Annotated in this window: 14 protein-coding genes; 7 read left to right on the top strand and 7 right to left on the bottom strand. The window is 63.2% G+C overall.

Annotation, left to right across the window (positions count from 1 at the left end; translation table 11 throughout):
• Positions 1-235: 235 nt before the first annotated feature.
• From ABIE33_RS05740 to ABIE33_RS05725, 4 genes are read right to left on the bottom strand one after another with little or no spacing between them, the layout of a single operon-like run.
• Positions 236-2,452: an FAD-dependent oxidoreductase gene (locus ABIE33_RS05740; RefSeq protein ID WP_429122451.1), complete on the bottom strand. Its 2,217-nt coding sequence runs from the start codon at positions 2,450-2,452 to the stop codon at positions 236-238.
• Between the two features lie 11 nt (positions 2,453-2,463).
• Positions 2,464-2,874 carry a YbaY family lipoprotein gene (locus ABIE33_RS05735; protein WP_429122449.1) on the bottom strand — a complete coding sequence of 137 codons (411 nt, stop codon included), beginning with the start codon at positions 2,872-2,874 and terminating at the stop codon, positions 2,464-2,466.
• 2 nt (positions 2,875-2,876) lie between these two features.
• The gene (locus tag ABIE33_RS05730) at positions 2,877-4,085 is read right to left on the bottom strand and encodes an acetyl-CoA C-acetyltransferase (protein ID WP_429122446.1); all 1,209 of its coding nucleotides are present in this window, start codon (positions 4,083-4,085) and stop codon (positions 2,877-2,879) included.
• A gap of 55 nt (positions 4,086-4,140) precedes the next feature.
• Entirely contained in the window at positions 4,141-5,937 is a 1,797-nt protein-coding gene (locus ABIE33_RS05725; protein ID WP_429122444.1) for an acyl-CoA dehydrogenase C-terminal domain-containing protein, read from the bottom strand.
• Positions 5,938-6,372: 435 nt separating this feature from the next.
• Between ABIE33_RS05725 and ABIE33_RS05720 the strand changes: the two genes are divergently transcribed.
• The 5 genes from ABIE33_RS05720 (at position 6,373) to ABIE33_RS05700 (ending at position 13,250) form a co-directional block, all read left to right on the top strand.
• On the top strand, positions 6,373-10,161 hold the full coding sequence (locus ABIE33_RS05720) for a peptidoglycan-binding protein (RefSeq protein ID WP_429122441.1): 3,789 nt from the start codon (positions 6,373-6,375) through the stop codon (positions 10,159-10,161).
• Positions 10,162-10,408: 247 nt separating this feature from the next.
• Entirely contained in the window at positions 10,409-11,335 is a 927-nt protein-coding gene (locus ABIE33_RS05715) for a sulfite exporter TauE/SafE family protein (protein WP_429122438.1), read from the top strand.
• Positions 11,335-12,138, top strand: a complete 804-nt coding sequence (locus ABIE33_RS05710; RefSeq protein WP_429122436.1) for a TIGR02186 family protein — start codon at positions 11,335-11,337, stop codon at positions 12,136-12,138. Before ABIE33_RS05715 ends, ABIE33_RS05710 begins: the two co-directional genes overlap by 1 nt.
• Positions 12,139-12,219: 81 nt before the next feature.
• Positions 12,220-12,456 (top strand): Lrp/AsnC ligand binding domain-containing protein, encoded by a 237-nt coding sequence (locus ABIE33_RS05705; RefSeq protein ID WP_429122434.1) that lies wholly within the window; start codon positions 12,220-12,222, stop codon positions 12,454-12,456.
• Positions 12,457-12,686: 230 nt separating this feature from the next.
• Positions 12,687-13,250 carry a dihydrofolate reductase family protein gene (locus tag ABIE33_RS05700; RefSeq protein WP_429122432.1) on the top strand — a complete coding sequence of 188 codons (564 nt, stop codon included), beginning with the start codon at positions 12,687-12,689 and terminating at the stop codon, positions 13,248-13,250.
• Between the two features lie 49 nt (positions 13,251-13,299).
• On the opposite strand, the gene pdeM is transcribed toward ABIE33_RS05700, so the two are convergent.
• Positions 13,300-14,025, bottom strand: coding sequence for a ligase-associated DNA damage response endonuclease PdeM (pdeM, locus tag ABIE33_RS05695; RefSeq protein ID WP_429122429.1), 726 nt, complete (start codon positions 14,023-14,025; stop codon positions 13,300-13,302).
• Between the two features lie 155 nt (positions 14,026-14,180).
• Positions 14,181-16,721: a ligase-associated DNA damage response DEXH box helicase gene (locus ABIE33_RS05690; RefSeq protein WP_429122427.1), complete on the bottom strand. Its 2,541-nt coding sequence runs from the start codon at positions 16,719-16,721 to the stop codon at positions 14,181-14,183.
• Between the two features lie 109 nt (positions 16,722-16,830).
• On the opposite strand from ABIE33_RS05690, the gene ABIE33_RS05685 reads away from it, so the two are divergent.
• Together ABIE33_RS05685 and ABIE33_RS05680 are read left to right on the top strand one after the other, a co-directional pair.
• Positions 16,831-17,334, top strand: a complete 504-nt coding sequence (locus ABIE33_RS05685; protein ID WP_429122424.1) for an Rrf2 family transcriptional regulator — start codon at positions 16,831-16,833, stop codon at positions 17,332-17,334.
• Positions 17,335-17,367: 33 nt separating this feature from the next.
• Entirely contained in the window at positions 17,368-17,832 is a 465-nt protein-coding gene (locus ABIE33_RS05680) for a carboxymuconolactone decarboxylase family protein (protein ID WP_429122422.1), read from the top strand.
• A 66-nt stretch (positions 17,833-17,898) separates the two neighbouring features.
• Here ABIE33_RS05680 and ABIE33_RS05675 read toward each other — a convergent pair whose 3' ends face one another.
• On the bottom strand, positions 17,899-18,534 hold the full coding sequence (locus tag ABIE33_RS05675; protein ID WP_429122419.1) for a YitT family protein: 636 nt from the start codon (positions 18,532-18,534) through the stop codon (positions 17,899-17,901).
• Positions 18,535-18,620 lie beyond the last annotated feature (86 nt).

Here is an 18,620-nt window from a genome sequence, read left to right as displayed (position 1 = left end):
GATGCACCCGCCCAAGTCGGCGGTCAACGTGGGAGGCGCGTTGCCGGACTCAGGTTGTTGCGGCGGTCATTTAGCGCCGCTCTGGCGTCTCGTCAGCTCGACCTGATCGAGCGCATGAACCCGGACTGGCGCGATCTTTACGAGGAATTGTGGTGACAATTCTTGGCGAGATTCGTTCCAACAAACGAAAACAGGCTCCGCGAGGAGCCTGTTTGCATGTTCGGTTGGAGGCTTCTTACGCCGCCTGCTTCTTCTCGCCGTAAGGGTCGAAGCGGCCGTAGAAGGTTTCGCCGCGGTCGGCCATTTCCTTCAAGAGTGCCGTCGGCTTGAAGTGGCTGCCATAGTCCTTGGCGAGCTTCTCGCACAGCGCGACGAAGGCCTTGGCGCCCATGCCGTCGATGTAGGAGAGCGTGCCGCCGGTGTAAGGCGCAAACCCGAAGCCGAGGATCGAGCCGACGTCGGCTTCGCGCGGATCGGTGACGATGCCTTCTTCCATGGTGCGGGCCGCTTCGAGCGCGATCGTTGCCAGGAACCGTTGCTTCAGCACCTCGACGTCGATCTTGTCGGCGTTCTTCTGCGGATAGAGCGTCTTCAGCTCCGGCCACAGATACTTCTTCGCCGGCTTTGCCGGATATTCGTAGAAGCCCTTGCCGTTCTTGCGGCCGCGACGGTCGAGGTCGTCGACCATCTTGTTGATCAGCGCCATGTGCTTGGGATCGACGGCCTTTTCACCGAGATCGGCGATAGTGGCCTTCAGGATCTTCTGGCTGAGATCGATCGCCACTTCGTCGTTGAGCGACAGCGGACCGACGGGCATGCCGGCCATCTTGGCGGCGTTTTCGATCATCGCCGGCGGCACGCCTTCGATCAGCATGTCATAGGCTTCGTGGATGTAGCGGAAGACGCAGCGGTTGACGTAGAAGCCGCGCGTGTCGTTGACGACGATCGGCGTCTTCTTGATCGCGGCGACATAGTCGAGTGCGACGGCGAGTGCCTTGTCGCCGGTTTCCTTGCCGAGGATCACTTCCGTCAGCATCATCTTCTCGACCGGCGAGAAGAAGTGGATGCCGATGAACTGGCCGGCACGCTTGGAGTTCTTCGCAAGGCCGGTGATCGGCAGCGTCGAGGTGTTGGAGGCAAAGATCGTGTCTTCGCCGATCACCGCTTCCACCTTCTCGATCACGTCCTTCTTGACCTGGCGATCTTCGAACACGGCTTCGACGACGAGGCCGACATCCTTCAGGTCGCTATAGTCGGCCGAGGGCGTGATGCGCGCGAGCAGTGCTTCGCCTTCTTCCTTAGTCAGACGGCCCTTGCCGACGGAATCCTTGACCAGGCCTTCCGAGTGGGCCTTGCCCTTCTCGGCTGCTTCCATGTCGCGGTCGATCAGCGTCACGGCGATGCCGGCGGCGGCTGTTACATAGGCGATCGAGGCGCCCATGAAGCCGGCGCCGACGACACCTACATGCTTGAACTCCGACTTCGGCACGCCGGCGGGGCGGCGGGCGCCCTTACCGAGTTCCTGCATCGAGACGAACAGCGAGCGGATCATCGAAAAGGCTTCGGTCGTCTGAAGGATCTCGGTGAAGTAGCGTTGCTCGATCTTCAGGGCCGTGTCGAACGGGACCTGCAGGCCTTCATAGACGCATTTGAGGATCGCGATGGCGCCGGGATAGTTCCCTTGCGTCTCGCGGCGCAGGATGCCGGAAGCAGCCGGCCAGAGCTGGGCGGAAGCCGGGGTCCAGATGCCGCCGCCAGGTACCTTGTAGCCCTTTTCGTCCCAGGGTTGGACCGGCTTCAGGCCGTTCTTGATCATCGCCTTGGCGGCATCGACCAGCTTGTCGGCGTCGACGACTTCATGCACGAGGCCAAGCGCCTTGGCACGGGCCGCCGTTAGCGACGAACCGGTGGTCATCATCTGCAGCGCGTCCTGCGCATTGGTCAGGCGCGGCACGCGCTGGGTGCCGCCGGCGCCCGGGAAAATGCCGACCTTGACTTCCGGCAGCGCGATCTTGACCGACTTGGAATTGGAGGCGACACGGCCGTGGCAGGCGAGCGAAAGCTCGAAAGCGCCGCCCATGCAGGTGCCGTTGATCGCCGATACCCACGGCTTGCCCGAGGTTTCGAGCTTGCGGAACAGACCGGTCATGCGGCCGACGAGGTCGAAAAGCTTCTGGGCGGCATTGGCCGGGTCCTTCTTCTTTTCTTCCTGCTGGAAGGTGAACATCGACTTGATCATCGACAGATCGGCGCCGCCGGAGAACGACGCCTTGCCCGACGTGAAGACGACGCCCTTGACGGCAGCATCGGCCGTGGTTTCGTCGACGATGGCGTTCAGCTCTTCCATCACCTCCTGGGTGAAGACGTTCATCGACTTCTCGGGCATGTCCCAGGTGACAAGGGCAATGCCGTCGGCATCGGTTTCGATCTTGAAATTGGTATACTTCGTCATGGTTCTCCCCCTCAGTAGAGAATGGGTTCGATGCGCAGCGAGATATTCGATCCGCCGCTGTAACGTTGTTTGGTGGTGTTGGTAGCGATCAGCCTGCCGTCGCGCTCGACGCGGATGGTGAAGCCCGCATCGACAGCCTTGTCGAGTTCGGGCTTCGACACCTGCAGCACGAAGGGCACGCGATTTGCCTTGCCGTCGCTTGCGACCGAAGTCTCGGCGATCAGTTTGGCGGCCACATCCATCACGCCCTGCTCCTCGAGCCGGACGGTGACGGTGCCGGCCGGAACCGGGCCTTTGGCGACGTTGGTGATCGCACCGGTCAGCGTGAAGCTGTCGCCGCCTTCCTCGTCGGAGACGCAAGCTGAGACTGCAAGCAGCCCCAAGCCCATCAGTCCGAGAAGTGTGCGGCGGCTGGCTTCCATCGTCAGACCCTTTCGATGATCGTCGCGGTGCCCATGCCCGCGCCGATGCACAGCGTCACCAGCGCGGTGTTGAGATCGCGGCGTTCCAGTTCGTCGAGCACCGTGCCGAGGATCATCGCGCCGGTTGCGCCGAGCGGATGGCCCATGGCGATCGCGCCGCCGTTGACGTTGATCTTGTCGTGCGGAATGTCGAAGGCCTGCATGTAACGCAGCACGACCGCGGCAAAAGCCTCGTTGAGCTCGAAGAGATCGATGTCGGAGAGCTTCATGTCGGCGCGCTCGAGCAGCTTCTCGGTCACGTCGACCGGGCCGGTCAGCATCAGCGCCGGGTCGGAGCCGATATTGGCGAAGGCGCGGATGCGGGCGCGGGGCTTGAGCCCCATGCTTTCGCCGCCGGCCTTGGAGCCGAGCAGCACGGCCGCAGCACCATCGACGATGCCCGACGAGTTGCCGGCATGGTGCACGTAGTTGATCTTCTCGATTTCCGGATGCGCCTGGATGCCGACGGCTTCAAAGCCGCCCATCTCGCCCGGCATCTGGAACGACGGGTTGAGCGAGGCGAGTGCCTGCATGTCGGTGCCGGGGCGCATATGCTCGTCGCGGTCGAGGATGGTCAGGCCGTTCTGGTCCTTCACCGGCACGACCGACTTCTTGAAGTAGCCCTTTTCCCAGGAATGGGCGGCGCGCTTCTGGGTTTCGACGGCGTAGGCGTCGACGTCGTCGCGGCTGAAACCGTATTTGGTGGCGATCAGGTCGGCCGAGACGCCTTGCGGCATGAAATAGGCCGGCAGATTGACGGACGGGTCCATGAACCAGGAGCCGCCGGACATGCCAAGGCCGACGCGCGACATGCTCTCGACGCCGCCGGCAATGACGATATCATCGGCGCCCTGGGCGATCTTCGCCGCACCGAAGTTGACCGCATCGAGACCCGACGCGCAGAAGCGCGAGATCTGCATGCCGGGCGCGCGGGTGGAATAACCTGCCTCGAAGGCTGCGGCCTTCGGGATCACGGAACCGGCATCCATCACCGGATCGACGCAGCCCATGATGATGTCGTCGACGGTCGACGTATCGAGCCCGTTGCGATCACGCACGGCCTCCAGCATTTTGGCCGCAAGGCGAACGGACGGCACTTCGTGCAGCGATCCGTCCTTCTTGCCACGGCCGCGCGGCGTGCGCACGTGGTCGTAAACGAAGACTTTCGTCATGTCTCATCTCCCTTTCGGCAACACCATCAGGTGCTGCCCGTCAAACAGTTAGAAATCAGAACGCGGCCGCGTCGAGCGCCATCACCGTGTCGGCACCCGTCTCGATGCGGGCCTTGCGCAGCGCCGTTTCCGGCAGGATCCTTTCCATGAAGAAGGTCGCGGTGATCAGCTTGTTCTTCAGATAGTCCGCGCGCGCCGTTTCGCCAGAGGCCAGTTTTTCCTCGGCCGTCTTGGCGATCTTGGCCCACATGTAGCCGAGCACGACCAGACCGAAGAGGTGCATGTAGTCGGTCGAGCCGGCGCCGGCATTGTCGGGCTTGGCCATGGCGTTCTGCATGAACCACATGGTGGAAGCCTGCAGATCGTTGAGGCCCTTCTTCAGCGCCTTGGTATAGGTGGCCAGCTTCTCGTTGTTGCGGTTCTCCTCGCAGAAATCGCCGATTTCCTTGAACAGCGCCATGACGGCGCGGCCGCCGTTGAGGCCGAGCTTGCGGCCGACGAGATCGAGCGCCTGGATGCCGTTGGCACCTTCGTAGATCATCGCGATGCGGGCATCGCGGACATACTGGCTCATGCCGTGCTCTTCGATATAGCCGTGGCCGCCGAACATCTGCTGCGCCATGACCGCGTGGTCGAAGCCCTTGTCGGTCAGGACGCCCTTGAGGATCGGCGTCATCAGCCCGAGGATGTCGTCGGCCGTCTGGCGATCGGCGTCGTTGTCGGAACGGTGGGCGATGTCGGACTTGAGTGCGGTCCATAGCGTGAAGGCGCGGCCGGCCTCGTTGAAAGCGCGGATCGTCATCAGCGTGCGGCGCACATCCGGATGCACGATGATCGGATCGGCCTTCTTGTCCGGCGCCTTCGGGCCGGAAAGCGAGCGGCCCTGGATACGGTCGCGGGCATAGTTGGCGGCGTTCTGGTAGGCGATTTCGGCGATCGACAGGCCCTGCAGACCGACGCCGAGGCGGGCTTCGTTCATCATCACGAACATGGCGTTGAGGCCCTTGTTCTCCGTGCCGATGAGGTAGCCTTCAGCCTCGTCATAGTTCATGACGCAGGTCGAGTTGCCGTGAATGCCCATCTTGTGCTCGATGGCGCCGCAGGAAACGCCATTGCGCTCGCCCGGCGCGCCGTCGCCGTTGAGCTTGAACTTCGGCACGATGAACAGCGAAATGCCCTTCACGCCTTCCGGCGCGCCCTCGATGCGGGCAAGCACCAGATGAATGATGTTCTCCGACATGTCGTGTTCGCCGGCGGAGATGAAGATCTTCTGGCCGGAAATCTTGTAGGCGCCGTTGCCATCAGGCACGGCTTTGCTGCGCAGGAGGCCGAGGTCGGTGCCGCAATGCGGCTCCGTCAGGTTCATCGTGCCGGTCCATGTGCCTTCCACCATCTTCGGCAGGTAGGCCTTCCTCTGCTCGTCCGAGCCATGGACGAGGATCGCAGCGATCGCGCCCTGGGTCAGGCCCGGATACATCGTCAGCGCCATGTTGGCCGAAGACATGTATTCGCCGACGGCGGTGTGCAACGTGTAGGGCAGGCCCTGGCCGCCGAATTCCTCCGGTACAGAAAGCCCGAGCCAGCCGCCTTCGCGGTAGAGGTCGAAGGCCTGCTTGAAGCCCTTGGGCACGCTGACGGAACCATCGTCGCGCCGCTTGCAGCCTTCCTGGTCGCCGGAAAGGTTGACCGGGAACAGCACTTCTTCGGCAAGCTTGGCGGCCTCGCCGACGATCGCTTCGATCATGTCGGGTGTCGCATCAGCAAAGCCGGGAAGGTTGTTGTATCGCTCGATGCCGAGCACGTCGTTCAGAATGAAGAGAGTATCGTCGACCGGTGCCTTGTAGGTGGGCATTCTTTCCTCGCCTTTTTTCGCTTTCGGATCGCCGCCTCCACTCGGCCGACGTCCGGTTGCAACATGCCGAATGCGCCGCCATCTGAGGGCAGTCTCGCATCGTTGGCAGGATGCTACAAAATTTTGACGTTTGCGTAAACGTCAAAAATAACGCCCGATCGAAGTTTCATTTGCCGGTGGATGGCGCGGTGAAATCACCGCCGCACGGCAGTCTCCATTACCTACCGCTGTCAAATCGTTAAAAAATCCGCGTCGGTTAACGGCTTGTTTACCACGTTTAATGAAAAGTGCGTGTTGAGATGGTCAAAGCTGCAACCGGTCCGGTCCTCGCATTGTTGTAGCTTTGCCCACGTCGCAAGTGCCGCAGGGGTGAGGGAAGCCGTTTCCTTCCGTGGCGACTTTCGAGATGGCCGACGGACAGGGGCGAAGAGCACAATGAATGGATCGCGATCAAATCCTCAGCGCGCTGGCAGCCAGAGCTATGGCGAGCGGCCCTCGCTGGACGCCCTGAACCGCACGATCGAAGGGCTTGAAGCCCGGATCGAAGGCCTGATGAGCGGCGCGGGGCGCGAGCCGCCGGCCCGTCCGGTCGAGCGCGAGCGTGCCGCCCCCCGCGATATCCCATCCCCGCGTGATGCCGTTTCCGAAATCATGCAGCGCCAGCGGGCGCTTAGCACCTCGCGCGAGCGGCCGCCCTTGAGAGACCGCCTGCCACAGCGCGAGCCCGAACGCCTGGCTCAGCGCGAACCCGAGCGTTATGTCGACGACATGCGGTCGCAGCCCGTACGTGCGCCCGTCGCCCGGCCTGCGGCGGCCGTCAACGATATCGCCGAGGCACTCGTCGGATTGCGCCAGGACCTTAAACGCGACATCACCGAAGGGGTCACCCGTGAGATGAACTCCCTGCGCGCCGAAATTCGCGGCATCAAGGCGCAGGCCCAGGATCACAGCTTCGCCGAGGACGTGCGCGGCGACATGCAGCGCCTTGCCGACAGCATCCAGCAGCTCGGCCGTCAGGCCTCGCCTGCGCAGGCTGACGCGCTGCGCGGTGATTTCGATGATTTGCGCACCATGATCGACGGATTGGCGCGCGAAGACAGCGTTCGTCGGATGGAAAGCCGCTGGAACGGCGTCGAGGATCGGCTGATCGCCTTCGACCAGAACCGTGACGACGAACTGGTGGCGCTGGCCTACCGCCTCGACGAGATCAAGTCGCAGATCGGGGCGTTGGGCAACAGCTCTGCCGTCGATGTGCTTGAAGACAAGATGATTGCGGTCGCCCAGGCGATCGAGATGCTCGGTCGCCAGATACAGCCGGATGACCGGCGCCTGGTGTCGCAGTTCGCCGATCTGGATGCGCGCCTCGACGAGATCAGCCGCGCGATCGCCGCCAACAGCCGTACTGCCAGCAGTCTCGACGGTGGGTTCACCAATCGCCTGGAGACCAGGCTCGGCGACCTTTCGCGGCAGATCGACGGTCTATCCCGCCCGACCGATTCCGGTCTTGGCGCCCGCCTCGAAGCGCTGGCCGCCCGGGTTGAGGATCTCGCCGGCGAGAAGGCTGCGGCCGGACTGGAAGAGCGTCTGGACCAGCTTTCCCTGCTGATGGAGCGCAGCCACCGCAACATCCAGCCGGACCTGACGGGCTACCTCAACGACATTTCCCGCAAGATCGAGGCCCTCGATCAGGGCAGCGTCAACGATGCACTGGCCGAGCGGCTCGACTATCTTGCCCGTCGCATCGACGACCTCGACACACTCGGCGCACACCCCGCCGCCGATCCGCGTTTCGACCGTCTTGAAGATCGTCTGGCCGGCATCGCCCAGCGGCTGGAAGAAACCTATGCGGCGCCGTTCGACGACCGCGCCGCCTTGCACAATCTCGAAGCGCAGATTGCCAATCTGTCGACCCTGGTCAGCCAGCCTCGCGTCGAGGCAGGTGCAGCCATGCCGGTGGAATTCGAGAGCCGCATGAATGCGCTCGAAGACTATTTCGCCACCAGCGACGAGTACATTGTCGAGGCCGCCCGGCAGGCGGCCGAGGCGGTGATGGAAGCCTATTCCAAGAAGGGCATGCCTCAGTCGGCCGGCGGCGGCGATCTCGCCGCGATCTCGGCGCTGGCGGAAGACCTGCGCACGCTCGAGGATCTCAGCCGCTCCAGCGAGGAGCGTACGGCGCGCACCTTCGAAGCGCTGCATGAGACCCTCGTTCACATTGCCGACAAGCTCGAGCGCATCGAGGGACGCGAGCCTGCCATGGCTGCGGCCCATTACGAGGCGCCGGTGGCGCGCGAATTGCCCGCCATGCCCCAGGCAGCGCAGCCGGAGTTCAACGACCCGTTCAGCGGCGCCGATCTCGATGACCGCTATCAGGATCTGCAGCGCAATGTCCGCGCGCTGCAGGCGGAAGACGATGGCATCATCGCCGCCGCCACCGCATCTGCGCATGCGACCGCCTTTGCCGGCGACGAAGGCCAGATTTCGACCATAGAGCCCGATGGCGCACGCGAACAGCCGGCGGCCGCCCGCACGGGCCTGCTTGCCGGCCTGACCCGGCGCTTTTCCGGAAAGCGCGCCGAGCCCGCACCGGAGCAGGCACGACAACTGGTCGAGCCCGCCCCCTCCATCGACCCATCCGAAATGCTGGCGCCGGAAGAGGCCAATCAGCTGCTCGAGCCGGGCTCAGGCGTTCCTGACGTCAAGAAGATCCTCGAGCGCGTTCGCGCCGGCCAGATGAACCGCGGCGGCAAACAGGCCGCTGACGGCGACAAGGCGGACTTTATTGCCGCTGCCCGCCGGGCCGCCCAACTGGCCGTCGAGGAAGCCGATACGCTCAACAAGACCAAGGACGGTGGCGCTGCCGGCGGCATCGGCGGTGCCTTTGCCCGCCATCGCCGCCCGATCCTCATGGCTGTCGGCGCCGTGCTTCTGGCGATCATGTCCTATCCGCTCGTCGGCGCCATGCTGAAGGGCAGCGATGCGCCTGTCGCCGAACCGGTGGCGATCATCGAGCAGAACGCGGCTCCGGCCGTCGAACAGCCGGCAATCGCCAATGCAACTCGGATCGCAGGCGACCAGGCACCGGCGGCAGCCGCCGTGGCGACCGAAACACCCGTCGAAGCGCTGCAGCCCATTCCTGAAGCACCGCGCGATTCCGTCGAGCAGCCGTCAAGCGCCGTTGAGACGCCCGCCGTCTCGACACCGTTGGCTGACACATCCGCATCGACGACGACGTCAACCGAAACGCAGGCGCCGTTGCTACAGCCGGTGCCGGAGGTCAAGGAGCCGGTAGCCGCCTCGACGTTCCAGGCCGCGCAGGCAGATGCCGCGCAGGTCGGAACCTTTGCGCCGGTCGCAAAGGCTGCCGAAGTCGTCCTGCCTGATGGTTTCGGCCCGGTTGCGCTGGTGACGGCCGCCAAGGGTGGCGACCCCCTGGCTTTCTATGAGATCGGTGCGCGCTACACCGAAGGCCGTGGCGTCAAGGAAGATCTGGCGGAAGCCGCCAAATGGTATCAGCGCGCCGCCGATGCCGGCGTCGTGCCGGCCGAATACCGGCTTGCCAGCATGTACGAAAAGGGTTCGGGGCTGACGCGCGATGCTGCCAAGGCCAAGGTTCTCTATCTGAAGGCTGCCGGGCAGGGCAATGCCAGCGCCATGCACAATCTCGCGGTCATGCTCGCCAGCGGCCGCGACGGCCCGCCGGATTTCGTCGAGGCGACGAAATGGTTTGCCAAGGCAGCCGAGCTCGGCATCCGCGACAGCCAGTTCAATCTGGCTGTCCTCTATGCTCGCGGCAACGGCGTGCCGCAGGATCTTGAAGCATCCTACAAGTGGTTTTCCGCCGCTGCCCGCGAGGGCGACATGGATGCCGCGGCCAAGCGCGACGACGTGGCCAAGGCGATGAAGCCCGAGCAGCTTTCGAGCGCTAAGGCCAAGGCCGATGCATGGAAGCCGCAGGCGGTCGACGCCAAGGCAAACACGGTCGACGTGCCGGATGCTTGGGTAGGCCCGGCCAACAAGACCGCCTCGATCGACATGAGCAAGGCCATTCGCAACATCCAGGCGATCCTCAACAACAACGGCTTCGATGCCGGCAAGCCGGACGGCCAGATGGGCAAAAAGACGGTTGCGGCGATCAAGGCCTTCCAGACATCCGTCGGCCAGGAGCCGACCGGTGAAATCACCGACCAGCTGGTGAAGGAATTGCTCAAGCGCAATTCCTGATCCGCCAGGGTCTGCCGCCGCAATAAAGCCGCAGAACCGGGTGACACGGTTCGCGGAACCGAAGCTGTCCGCCATGTGGCTGAAAAGGTTGACAGCTCCGGCCCAGGAGCGCATGACGGAAGCCTATGCCACCTCGCCCTCGGGAGGGGTGTCGGCTTTCAGAGATAATCCCCCCTCCGTGGTGAATTGCTTGCCACTGTGACGTTTTTTGCCCGCACCGCGGGCCGTTGGCATATTGAGGTCCGGCGTGACGATTTATCTGCCCATCGCAGAGTTGTCGGTGAACATACTCATCATCCTCGGCATGGGTGCGGCCGTCGGCTTTCTGTCGGGCATGTTCGGTGTTGGCGGCGGATTCCTGATCACGCCCCTTCTGATTTTCTACAATATTCCGCCTGTGGTCGCCGTCGCGACCGGCGCCAACCAGGTCGTGGCCTCCTCGATCTCGGGTGCTATCACCCACTTCCGGCGCGGCACGATCGACATCAAGCTTGGCACGGTGCTTCTGTGCGGCGGCCTTGCCGGCGCGACGGTCGGCGTCTGGCTGTTCTCGCTCTTGCGCCGCGTCGGTCAGCTCGATCTGGTCATCTCGCTGCTCTACGTCGTTCTGCTCGGCTCGGTCGGTAGCCTGATGCTGTGGGAGAGTGTGCGCGCCATGCGCAAGGCGGCCAAGAACCAGGCGACGCCGCTGCGCCGTCCCGGACAGCACAACTGGGTTCACCGGCTGCCGCTGAAGATGCGGTTCAAGAAATCGAAGATCTATCTCAGCGTCATTCCCGTCGCGACCCTCGGCTTCTGCATCGGTGTCCTGACGTCGGTCATGGGTGTCGGCGGCGGCTTCATCATGGTTCCGGCGATGATCTATCTGCTGCGCATCCCGACCAATGTCGTTGTCGGCACCTCGCTGTTCCAGATCATCTTCGTCTCCGCGTATACGGTCATCGTCCAGGCCTCCACCAACTATACCGTCGATATCGTGCTCGCCTTCGTGCTGATGATCGCCGGCGTCATCGGTGCGCAATATGGCGTCCGGGTCGGCCAGAAGCTGCGCGGCGAACAGTTGCGCGCGCTGCTGGCGCTGCTCGTGCTTGCCGTCGGCATCCGACTGGCGATCGAACTCGTCATTCCGCCGAAGGACATCTATTCCGTCGTGTCAGCGGGGTTCGGCTTCTGATGGTCCGTTTCACCCGCATCGCCCTTGCAGCTCTGACCCTGGCCCTCGCCGCTCCGGCCGGTGCCCAGCTGCAGGACGAGAATGCCAATGATTTCACCGAAAAGCTGGAGATCGGCATCTCGACCGACGAGATTGCCATCACCTCCGATTTCCGCGGCGCGGATCTGACGATCTTCGGCGCAGTGGACGGCTTTGATCCTAACCTCCTGGCGCAGGGCAAGTACAACATCATCGTTTCGCTCGAGGGCCCGAAGGACAATGCGACGGTGCGCAAGAAGGAGCGCGTCTTCGGCATCTGGGTGAACACCAGCTCCATGACCTTCGAGCTGGTGCCCGAATCCTATTCTCTGTCGAGCACGCGTGACATCGAGACGATCGCCCCGCCGGGCGAAATGGGCAACATGGGCATCGGTGTCGACCACATGCGGCTGGTGCCTCTCGGCTTCGTCGGCGACGGCAGCAATCTCGGCGAGTTCCGCAATGCCTTCCGCCGCATCCGTGAGACGAGCGGCGTCTATGAGCGCGATCCGGGCGGCGTGCAGTTCATCAGCTCCAGCCTGTTCAAGGCATCGGTGCGCCTGCCGGCCAACGTCCCGAACGGGGTGCATGTGGTGCGTGCCTATCTCTTCCGCGACGGCACGTTCGTCGCCGCCAAGGCGCTGCCGCTGCGCGTGGTCAAGACGGGCCTCGAGCAGGTGATCACCCAGACGGCGCATCAGCAGCCGCTGTTCTACGGTTTTTTTGCGGTACTACTTGCCGTCATCACCGGCTGGGGCGCGAGCCTGCTGTTCCGCAAGGAATAGTCCTTGATGGCAGTCGACCGACGTTTCCTTTTGGGCGCCGGACGGCTAAAGAAAACGCAAGGCAGAAACAGAGGAAACTCCATGAAACCGATTTTCGTCCAGTTGCAGTGCGCTCCCGGCAAGACCTACGAGGTTGCCGACGAGATCTACCGCAGGGAGATCGTTTCGGAAATGTATTCGACAAGCGGCGACTACGACCTCCTGGTCAAGATCTACATCGAAGAAGGCCAAGACATCGGCAAGTTCATCAACGACAACATTGCCACGGTTCCGGGCATCTCCCGGTCGCTGACGACGCTGACCTTCAACGCGTTCTGAGCCCAGCGGGCGGCTGGCGCCCCCGTTATCCGGCAGGCCCCACGCTCCACGGTGAGGCACGCCTGTCGTGCCGCATGGAAACAACCCGACCGCGATCATTTCACAGCCCGTTGGCGGAGCGCCCGCGGGCTGTGAAGCCTTTCTGATACTCAAAACCGCTTGCAATTTAAGATCGGTTTGATGTCTTCAAACTGCTTCAGTTATGCAACCGGTTTTGGAAGGGCGGAAGAATGGGCAAGCTCATCGTCTGGAATCTGGTGTCGCTCGACGGCTACTTCGAAGGCACGAAGAAGTGGGATCTCGATTTCCACGGCAGTGCCTGGGGTCCTGAGCTCGACGAACTCAGCCATGAGTTTGGCGAAAAGGCCGAGGCGCTGGTCTTCGGTCGCGTGACCTACGAAGGCATGGCGGCCTATTGGTCGACGACCGAGGAGGAGGGCGAGGTCAAAACCTACATGAACGCCCTGCCGAAGATCGTCGCTTCACGCACGATGGACAGGGCGGAATGGAACAACAGCCGCGTCGTCAGCGACATTGCCGGCGAACTCAGGCAGATGAAGCAGCGCAGTGAGAAAGACCTCTACATCTTCGGCAGCGCCGAACTGGTCGATTCACTCCTGCCGGAAAATCTGATCGACGAGATCATGCTGTGCCTCGTCCCGGTGCGGCTCGGCAAGGGTACGCCTTTTTTTAAGAGTGCCGAAGCGGCGATGCCGATGACGCTTCTGGAAGCGCGACCGCTTTCGTCGGGCAGCGTGATCCTGCGTTATGCTCCGCAACCCGTCGTGGCCTGAACGCCGGTACGCCGACCGTTCACGCCAGGGGGCCGCAATCCGATGCGCTTCAGGCGATAAGGTTCGTGAATCGAACCGAATAGATCCGATCGCGACCGAGCATGTGGGCGACCAGCTTGGCGCGGTCGAAGAGGCCAGTCATGGCTCGGTGGCGCAGATCGAGGCCGCCGGTGGTGACGCCGAAGGCCGGCATCAGCAGCCGCTTCCCATCGGTGGCAAAGCAGGCGCGCCGCACCGATTTCTCCCGCCGGACGACCGTCGCCGCCGGGTGCAGGTGGCCGGCAACTTCCCCCGATGCCTCACCCCGCGACGGCTCGTGGCGAAAGGTGAGACCCGCGTGCCGGAATTCGTCCAGCGATATGCCGGGCAGGCCGCAGGCGCCATCGGGGTCGTGATTGCCATTGATCCAGACCCATTCCCGTCCCATTGCCATCGCGGCGATCATGTGTCGGAAAGTATCGGGCATCGCTGCGGATCCGACCCGGTCATGGAAATTGTCGCCGAGGCTGATGACCAGCTTGGGGTCATGGCGAGCAATGGCCGCTTCGAGCACGCGCAAGGTGGCAAGGGTGTCGTAGGGCGGCAGCATCATGCCGCGCCGGGCAAAGGCCGATCCCTTCTCGAGATGCAGATCGGAAACGACAAGCGTTCCGGTCTCCGGCAGATAGAGGCTGCCGAGCGGATCGCAGACCGCTTCAACGCCGTGGACGATAGTGCGCGCGGAGACCGCCGTGCTGTCCGTTGGAGCCGATAGTGCGTGGGCAAGCCTGTGCATGCGTCGTCTCTTCACCGTTCTTACAGCCCCGCGCGTCAAATAGGACGCGCAAAGGACGCCGTAACACTTTAAATTTTCTGCATAATTTCGTCCTTAAATCGGATCCGATCTAGGGAATTATGCAGTAGCGTGTTCGCGTGAACACGGGGAGTATTCTATAGCGGCTCGGCGCCCATCGCTTCGTTGATCAAGTCGTCTGCGGCTTCGGAAAGCAGGAAGTCCTGCGCCTCGCCCTGGACTGCCTCCTTGCCGATTTCGAGCATGACGGGAACGGCGAGCGGCGAAATCCGGTCGAGCCGGCGATGGGTGATGTGGCCCTTGATTCGCTTCAGCATATCCCCGAGACGACCGATGTCCAAAAGCCCCGTTGCCGCATCGTTGCGCGTAGCTTCCAGCAGCAGGTGGTCCGGCTCGTGCGCGCGCAATACGTCGTAAATGAGGTCGGCGGAGACGGTCACCTGACGTCCGGTCTTTTCCTTGCCGGGATGCCGCTGGTCGATCAGCCCGGCAATGACCGCGCAAGTGCGGAACGTCCGCTTCAAGAGAAAGGATTCGTTCAGCCAGGCCTCGAGATCGTCGCCGAGCATGTCCTCGTCGAAGAGGTCGGCGAGCGCCTTTCGGCGCAGCTGGAACGTCGCGCCGAGATCGTCCAGTGCCCAGACGGCCAGCGAATAGTCGGTGGCGACGAAACCGAGCGGTTTCAGGCCGGCGCGGTCGAGCCGGCGCGTCAGCAGCATGCCGAGCGTCTGGTGCGCCAGCCGTCCCTCGAAGGCATAGATCACCATGTAGTGCCGGCTGCCGCGTGGAAAGGTCTCGATCAGCAGCTCGTCTTCGCGCGGTAGCATCGACACGTCCTTCTGCAGCGACAGCCAGTCGCGCACCTGTTCGGGCAGGCTCGCGCGCCGCACCGGGTCGGCCAGCATCTTGCGCACCTGTTCGGCGAGGTAGGTCGACAGCGGAAACTTGCCGCCGGCATAGCTCGGCACCTTCGGGTCGAAGGAAAACGCCTGACTGACGAGACATTCGCTTTCGCGGATGCCTTCGAAACGCAGCACCTTGCCGGAAAACAGGAAGGTGTCGCCCTGCGATAGCATCTCGAGGAAATATTCCTCGACCTTGCCGAGCGACATGCCGCCGCGCCCGAGCGAGCCGCGCTGGTTGCGCTTGACCATGCGCACGTTCAGCATCGGCGATTCGACGATGGTGCCGACATTGAGACGATATTGCTGCGCGACCAGCGGATTGGAAACGCGAAAGAGCCCCTCCTTGGTCCGGCGGATACGGGCATAGCGCTCGTAGGTCTTCAAGGCATAGCCGCCGGTGGCGACGAAATCGACGACGCGCTCGAAGGTTTCCCAGGGGAGCGACGCGTAGGGCGAAGCGCTGGTGATTTCGTCGTAAAGCGACAGGGCATCGAAGGGTGCGGCGCAGGCCATGCCGAGCACATGCTGGGCAAGCACGTCGAGTGCGCCCTTGCCGACCGGCGGCGTATCCTGTGCGCCGATGTAGTTGGCGTCGAGCGCCGCCTGGCACTCCATCACCTCGAAACGGTTGGCTGGCACCAGAATCGCCTTCGAAGGTTCGTCCATGCGGTGGTTGGCGCGGCCGATGCGCTGGGCGAGCCGGCTTGCGCCCTTGGGCGCGCCGACGTGCACAACGAGGTCGACATCGCCCCAGTCGATACCGAGGTCGAGCGTCGAGGTGGCAACGACTGCGCGCAGCCGATTTTCCGACATCGCTGCCTCGACCTTGCGCCGTTGCGCGACGTCGAGCGAGCCATGGTGAAGCGCGATCGGCAGGTTGTCGTCATTGATGGTCCAGAGTTCCTGAAACAGAAGTTCCGCCTGGCTGCGGGTGTTGACGAAGAGAAGGGTGGTGCCGTGCTCCTTGATGGCGGCGTAGACGTCGGCAATGGCGTAGCGCGCCGAATGTCCGGCCCAGGGCACGTGTTCGTCGGTGCGCAGGATGGAAATCTCAGGCCTGGCGCCACCCTTAACGGTTACGAGGCCGGCGTGATTGACCCTATACGGCGCCTGCGGCGCTAGCCAGCGCTGCAGGTCCATCGGGTGGGCGACCGTCGCCGACAGCCCGATTGTCTGCAGCTTAGGTGCCAGCCTACGCAGCCGGGCAAGGCCGAGCGACAGCAGGTGACCGCGCTTCGAGGTGACTAGCGAATGCAGCTCGTCGAAGACGACGTAACGCAGATTCCTGAAGAAGCGCTCGGCCTCGCCGTTGGCGAGCAGCAGCGCCAGTTGCTCCGGCGTCGTCAAGAGGATGTCGGGCGGGTTAAGCTTCTGGCGCTGGCGCTTGCCCTGCGGCGTGTCGCCGGTGCGGTTTTCGACGCGGACCGGCAGGCCCATTTCGTCGACCGGCTTCATCAGATTGCGCTCGATGTCGACTGCCAGGGCCTTCAGCGGCGAGATGTAGAGCGTGTGGATGCTAAAGGCGGATCCTGCAGGGATTTTCCCCCTCCGGGTGAGGTCGACGAGGGAGGGGAGAAAGCCGGCGAGCGTCTTGCCCGCTCCGGTCGGCGCGATCAGCAGCGTGCTTTCGCCAGCCTCCGCCCGCGCCAGCAGTTCCAGCTGGTGGGCACGGGGTTGCCAGCCCTTTTCGCCGAACCAGCGAAGGAAAGGGGCGGGCAAGGTCAGCGCGTCGCCCTGCGGGCGCGGGGAATCGATCCTGTTCACGGAGAACAAAGGTAGATCAAATCCGGCAAAAGAGAAGCCTGTCGCATCGGCGATCGCATGGCAATTGACTCTTGGACTAATCGTGGATAAAAAATATCCACGATTAGGGAGGGAGCGAATGAAACTCGGGGACGGTGTCGAGCAGGCGATCCACAGCGTGACGATGCTGAGCTGTCTTCAGCCCGGCAGCACGCTGTCGGCGGCGGCACTCGCCGAATTTCACGGAGTTTCCACGAGCTATCTCCTGAAGCATCTGCAGGCTATGTCCGGGGCAGGGCTGCTCGAAGCGGTGCCTGGCCCGAAGGGCGGCTACCGGCTCGCCCGCCTGCCGGAAAAGATCAGCCTGCTCGATATCGTGCTTGCCGTCGAAGGGCCGGAGCCGGCGTTTCGCTGCAACGAGATCCGGCTGCGCGGCCCCAATCCCTATGCCTGCAAGCCGAAGGCGTCGTGCACGATCAATGTCGCGATGCTGAGGGCCGAGCAGGCCTACCGCGCCGAGCTTCGGCGCGTGACCATTGCCGACATCATGCAAGACCTCAGCGCCATAGACGACGGCAGCATCTCGGCGCGAACCAACACATTCCTGGCGGTCAACGAGCGCAAATCGGCCGTCGGCGCCTGAAATCTCAACCCCATCCACCTGAAGGAGAAAACCATGCAGCCACGTTTGAACTTCGTCAAAGCCGCTCCCGACGCTTACAAGGCAGCGGCAGCCTTCGACAGCTACATCATCAAGGAATCGGGGCTGGAGCCGCGCCTGATCCACCTGATCAAGCTGCGTGCCTCGCAGATCAACGGCTGCGCCTACTGCGTCGACATGCATGTGAAAGACGCGCGCCATGCCGGCATGAGCGAGCAGTGGATCCACCTGATCTGCGCCTGGCGGGAATCGCCGATCTATGACGCCCGCGAACGCGCGGTGCTCGCCTGGACCGAGGCGCTCACCAACCTTGCCCAGACCGGCGCGCCCGACGCGGATTTCGAGCCTCTGAGAGAGCATTTCGACGAAGCCGAGATCACCAAGATCACCATGGCCATCGGTGTCATCAATGTCTGGAACCGGGTCGCCGTCGGCCTGCGTTCGCAGCATCCGGTCGACGCGCCGGCAAAGGCCGCCTAATATCCCCCGAGGCCGGCTCACAGCATGGCCCCGAAGTCTAATTCGGGGCTATCGGCAACTGATGTTTTAGAGTGCGATGTACCGATCGGCACGGTGGTTGATGGCCACGAACAGGTTGAGCACGACCGCGCCGAGCACCGACCAGGCGACCACAGTGGGGCTCGTGACGCCGAAGGCGGCGACCAGCACGACCATGTCGATCGCCAGCTGCACCAGCCCGGCGCGAACGCCGAAGCGTTCCTGCAGGTAGATGCCGAGAATGCCGACGCCGCCGAGGCTCGCGCGGTGGCGATAGAGCGCCAGGAGGCCGTAGCCGAGAAGCAGGCCACCGATGAGCGCCGCCCAGGCCGGATGGATATCGCCGATCTGGAACAGGCGCGACTGGATGTCGGTCAGGAACGAGGTCACGCCGATGGCGATGAAGGTTTTGACCGTGAAGGCCGGCCCGAGCCGCTTCCAGGAGAGATAGAAGAACGGCAGGTTGAGCAGGAAGAAGGCGAGGCCGAAGTTCACGCCGGTCGCATAATGCAGCAGGAAGGCGACGCCAGCGGTGCTGCCGGTGAGCAGACCGGCGCTGGCGAGGAAATAAAGGCCGAGTGCGGCGATCAGGCTGCCGGAGAAGATGCCCTGCAGGTCCTCGATCGGCGTGTGCCGAGTCGGGCTGGTGTTCCAAAGACCGAAAACGCTGCTGCTCAGAGCCATGGCAAAAACCTCGATTGCGATGCGCCCAGCAATGCTGCAACGCACAAAAACAATCAAGGAAAATACGTCAGTAATGCTGACGTATT

Source organism: Ensifer sp. 4252 (assembly GCF_050434565.1).
Taxonomy (GTDB): domain Bacteria; phylum Pseudomonadota; class Alphaproteobacteria; order Rhizobiales; family Rhizobiaceae; genus Ensifer.
The sequence above is the reverse complement of the archived record's forward strand: the minus strand, read 5'-3'. Positions and strand labels throughout refer to the sequence as shown.

Coding starts and splice junctions, on each gene's coding strand:
- ABIE33_RS05740 (WP_429122451.1), bottom strand. CDS start 2,452: ATGACGAAGTATACCAATTTCAAGATCGAAACCGATGCCGACGGCATT.
- ABIE33_RS05735 (WP_429122449.1), bottom strand. CDS start 2,874: ATGGAAGCCAGCCGCCGCACACTTCTCGGACTGATGGGCTTGGGGCTG.
- ABIE33_RS05730 (WP_429122446.1), bottom strand. CDS start 4,085: ATGACGAAAGTCTTCGTTTACGACCACGTGCGCACGCCGCGCGGCCGT.
- ABIE33_RS05725 (WP_429122444.1), bottom strand. CDS start 5,937: ATGCCCACCTACAAGGCACCGGTCGACGATACTCTCTTCATTCTGAAC.
- ABIE33_RS05720 (WP_429122441.1), top strand. CDS start 6,373: ATGAATGGATCGCGATCAAATCCTCAGCGCGCTGGCAGCCAGAGCTAT.
- ABIE33_RS05710 (WP_429122436.1), top strand. CDS start 11,335: ATGGTCCGTTTCACCCGCATCGCCCTTGCAGCTCTGACCCTGGCCCTC.
- ABIE33_RS05705 (WP_429122434.1), top strand. CDS start 12,220: ATGAAACCGATTTTCGTCCAGTTGCAGTGCGCTCCCGGCAAGACCTAC.
- ABIE33_RS05700 (WP_429122432.1), top strand. CDS start 12,687: ATGGGCAAGCTCATCGTCTGGAATCTGGTGTCGCTCGACGGCTACTTC.
- pdeM (WP_429122429.1), bottom strand. CDS start 14,025: ATGCACAGGCTTGCCCACGCACTATCGGCTCCAACGGACAGCACGGCG.
- ABIE33_RS05685 (WP_429122424.1), top strand. CDS start 16,831: ATGAAACTCGGGGACGGTGTCGAGCAGGCGATCCACAGCGTGACGATG.
- ABIE33_RS05680 (WP_429122422.1), top strand. CDS start 17,368: ATGCAGCCACGTTTGAACTTCGTCAAAGCCGCTCCCGACGCTTACAAG.
- ABIE33_RS05675 (WP_429122419.1), bottom strand. CDS start 18,534: ATGGCTCTGAGCAGCAGCGTTTTCGGTCTTTGGAACACCAGCCCGACT.